Here is a 3,977-nt window from a genome sequence, read left to right on the forward strand (position 1 = left end):
GTGCCGCTCCGCCGTACCCGACCTGCCCAACATGTCGTACGGACCCCCAGATACTGTGCGTCAAGTAGCCGCTCACACTACTTGAAGTACTTGCCTTCTCTGAACTACCGCGCAGGGGTCCGCTCACCTCCCGGTTGCGTTGTAGTTAGTCCGTCTTGTCCCTGTTCTCAGCATCCCGAACTACGAGTTGACTGATCGGTGGCATACCGACGAACACCGGTGAGTTTTTCCGTCGCTCCTTGGCGTCAATCTGGTTGATCTTGTCCTCGGCAGCGGCGAGGCTGACGGTCAGTTGCTCGACGTCGCCCAGCCATCCTTCGCGTTCGGCTTCGGCGATTCGGGCGTGGAGATTCTCGCGGATCTCTTCCAGGCGAGGCCGTTCGCCTGGCCCCACGATCAGTACCGGGCATCGAACACAGGCGTGCTCGTGGACACAGCTGCTTCCGTATGCTCGGCCGCACTGCCCCAGGGCCAGCTGGCGCCTCTCGAAGTGTCCGAGGAACTCTTGCCACTCCTCATCGGTCACTGCCCGGTACTCATCGGCAGGTCGAAGGCCGCGGCGCCGGGCGATGAAGGCGCGGTGGGCTTCGACGGCGTCTGCGGGGTAGATCGCCGCGTAGCCCATCGTGGTGTTGATGTTGGTGTGACCTGCGATGACCTGGGCGATGTGCGGCGGCAGGCCGTTGAGGATGGCGTCGGTGATGAAGATTCTGCGGAAGTCGTGCGGCTGGAAGGTCAGGGGCTGTCCGCTGGCGTCGATGATGCCGGTATCCGCCAGCAGCATATTGAGCGACTGGCGGATCGTAGCAATGGAGATTGCCCTGTTCTCACCGCCCACAGACCACTGGTAGAGCAACGGCATGGGAGGGTTCCACACCTTCTCGTGCAGGTCGTAGGACGGGATGCTCGGCACCCTGCCGTCATGCCCGCGAACACGGCTGATCACGGCACTGAGAACGTCGGCAAGCTCGGGGCTGACCAGCAGGAGGCGCTCTTGATTCGACTTGGACGGCGCGATCTGCAGGAGCGGTATCACCTCTCCAGTGGTTGGCAGCTTGTAGCTGATGATGCTGTGGTGGCCGAGCTCCTTGAGCTCTTCGATGCGCATCCCGGTATGCCTGAGGATCTCCACAGTCGCCCAGCCGTAGAAGGCCAGCTTTTCCTCTGTTCGGAGGTCGCGCTGCGTTCCTGTGGCGTCCACAACTGTTGAAGGTTTTCCGCCAGCGCGGTCAGTGAATCGGGGCAGGGTGAAGCTCTCACCGAGCACCGTGATGGTGGCTCCAAGGTTAGCCGCCTCCAATGCCTGCAGTCGCTCCCGGGCTTCTTTAAGCCGGCGGGCAGCTGCCTGGACCAGCGCGGGCAGCACGGGCAACCTCTCCCGGGTGCGGGCGTCGGATCTGGCGCGGACCTCCTGCTCGGCCTTCTTGGCGGAGCAATCAGCTTCGGTCACTGGGCTCGGGGCGGCCCACGGCCCCCAACGCTCGGGCTCGTCCAAAGCCCATTGGGCGATGTCCAGGTAGAACCCCCGCACCGCCATTCTGATCATCAAGGCTGCTATGCGGGGCTCCGTTGTCGTGGCGACTGCGCCATTTGGCATGCGGTGCTTGACGGTCTTGACGGCGATCCTGGCCTTCCAGGCGTCTCGCACCTCCGGGGCCAGGTGAAGGCTGTCGATCCCTGGGTGGTGCCTCTCCAGGTCGGCCCAGAAGTAGCCGACCAGGTTCCTGGACAGCTGCATCAACGTGACGTAGTCGATTGAGGGCTGGCGTTCAGTCAGGTAGCTGACAAGCAGGTCGCGAATCGGCTTGCACTTCAGGTCGAATCTGTCGACGAGTTGGGCGGGGCTCGCCTGTCCGGCGCGCTTTTCGATGCTTCGCAGCGTTTTGGGTGCATCTGGGGGAAATCGGCCACGGCTCTGCAGCAGGGCGTAGCCGAGTCGGGCGTGCCTCGTGAAGGTTGGCGTGGCCGCCAACAGCAGCTCGAGGACATCGCCGACGACAATGTCGTCAATGCCGCCGCCTTTCGCCGCGAGGATCCGGGCAAGGGCGTTGAGTGCCTTCGAGGTGCGCCGTTGGTCCGGTTGCCCGGGCATACGGGCGTTACGCAGGTCAGTGAATCCCTTAGGATCGCGGGCGGTTTCGATGGCCCCACGTAGGTGGGGCGACAAACTGCTGGCCAGCCACGCCATGCTGAGGCGGATGACATCGGCGCAGACCAGTGCCAGCAGTCCGGACCCGAGACCTGCTCTCTGCGGCTTCCTGCCGTGGGCGGTTCCCCAGGCAAGGGGAGCCTCAGTCCAGCCGATCGAGGTGGTGGCACCCGGGCTGGCGTTCCAGCGTTGCTGCCAGGTCTCGCCCTCGAAGGTCTCCAGCCAGCGCAGCAGCAGACGCGCACCGACCATCCGCATCAAGTGGGTGGAGTCCTTGCCGTTCTTGAACGGCGGCTGATCCATTCTGTGGAGAACCTCCTCATGGGAGGATCTGGTGGTGGCCCAGTCGGTTCCCGGGCTCCGTGGCGGAAACATCTGCAGGTAAGTCTCGATCTCTCCGCCAGCCAGACTCCTGACGGCCCGGACCGACGGGGCGAGGAGAGGACCAGTGGTGATCGTCACCTGGGCCTCCGCCCGAACAGGACGTCCAGGGCCTCCTGGTTGTAGGCCGGTGCCGGCGGGCTGACCGACGGGGTGTTGCGCCGCTGCTCTTGGCGGGCGTGGTGGGCGATCCCGGCCGCGATGACCTCGTCCCGGGAGGGGGTCAAGTACTTCTGGGTCGCGGTCAACTGCCTGTGCGCAAGGATGTGTTGGACGTAGACCAGCGACATGTCCGGATCGTTGGCCATGCGGAAGGACGCCGTATGCCGGAGATCATGCAGGCTCCAGTTGGACCCCAGGATCTCGTTGGCGCGGTTGAACATGGCCCGGGCCGCCGTGTAGTTCAGTGGCCGCCAGGGCCGCCGAAGCGTCCACCACAGCGGCTGATTCCGGCTTCGCGGGACACCCTGGCCCATCGTTATCTAGGGTTCTAGGACCCTTCCAGCAGGTCAGAGGATGATGATCTCTTCTTTCACGTAGGCCAAGTTGACCGAGCTCAGCCCGGGCTCAAAGAAGAACCAGGCATGCGGAGAGCACCTCGGGTCGTTAAGGGCGCGTCGCGGCACCGCGACGTGTCGATGTGACTACGCTTCGTGGTCATGCTATCTCAGTCAAACTCGGCAGCCTCTCTGCGGCGCGAGGAGCAGTCCTTTGAGGCGTATGTGGATGAAACCATCAAGGCCCTCTTGCAGGATGTCCGTGACAACGGCATAGAGCCATCGGCGATCCGGTTCGAGCCCCCGAGCTGGAGCGTCAAAGAGCGCGATGAGGTGCCCGTCACGCCGAGAACGGTCACGATGAGAGCTCCAAGCCGGCTTGTCGGTAAGAGTGCTGCAATGAGGTACATCCCGGGGCCGTCGTCCTCAGGTCACGCAGGGTGCGTGTGTCGAGCAGCCAGAGCGCGGTTTCGGCTGGGGACGGAGAGGAGCCCACCCTGGCCGCATTGGCTCACACGCTGCCATCGGGGGGCGTTGACCTGCGGCGATGCACGTTCGGGGACCGGGCAGAATTTGGGTTCTGATCGGTCAGAAGCGCAGCACATACCGGATAACAAGATCCTTACTGGCAGGCCATGACGCAGCACCAAAATCTCCACATCCTTGGAGGCATCGCTTCGCACGAGGAGGCTCAACCAGCCGAACAACCGGACCATCAGCAGGTACAGGAGGCGTAGATAGAAACACGAGCGCTGAGCATAGAAGACCAGGTCAGATGCCGTGTACGAGTTATGGCACCGCACAGGGCGATGTCGAGCGTGCCCGCACACCAGTGCCACCTCATCCTTCAGCCGCGCTAGGGAGTGTCTGACAAATGATCAACATGCACGCTTGAATGGTCGATCGTGGTGCGACGTGGTGAGCTGACCGACAAGGCGTGGGTGCGGATC

2 protein-coding genes are annotated in these 3,977 nt (G+C 63.5%); both read right to left on the reverse strand.

The features are described from left to right. Window positions 1–145: 145 nt before the first annotated feature. Window positions 146–2,452, reverse strand: coding sequence for a site-specific integrase (locus AB0J09_RS58505; protein WP_360711891.1), 2,307 nt, complete (start codon window positions 2,450–2,452; stop codon window positions 146–148). Window positions 2,453–2,607: 155 nt separating this feature from the next. Beyond that, window positions 2,608–3,006, reverse strand: coding sequence for a tyrosine-type recombinase/integrase (locus tag AB0J09_RS58510; RefSeq protein WP_360711894.1), 399 nt, complete (start codon window positions 3,004–3,006; stop codon window positions 2,608–2,610). Between the last annotated feature and the right edge of the window lie 971 nt (window positions 3,007–3,977).

Source organism: Nonomuraea sp. NPDC049784, from assembly GCF_040659615.1.
Taxonomy (GTDB): domain Bacteria; phylum Actinomycetota; class Actinomycetes; order Streptosporangiales; family Streptosporangiaceae; genus Nonomuraea.

Bases quoted from the DNA above. Each gene is read 5' to 3' on its own strand.
- AB0J09_RS58505 (WP_360711891.1), bottom strand. From the start codon at position 2,452: ATGGATCAGCCGCCGTTCAAGAACGGCAAGGACTCCACCCACTTGATG.
- AB0J09_RS58510 (WP_360711894.1), bottom strand. From the start codon at position 3,006: ATGGGCCAGGGTGTCCCGCGAAGCCGGAATCAGCCGCTGTGGTGGACG.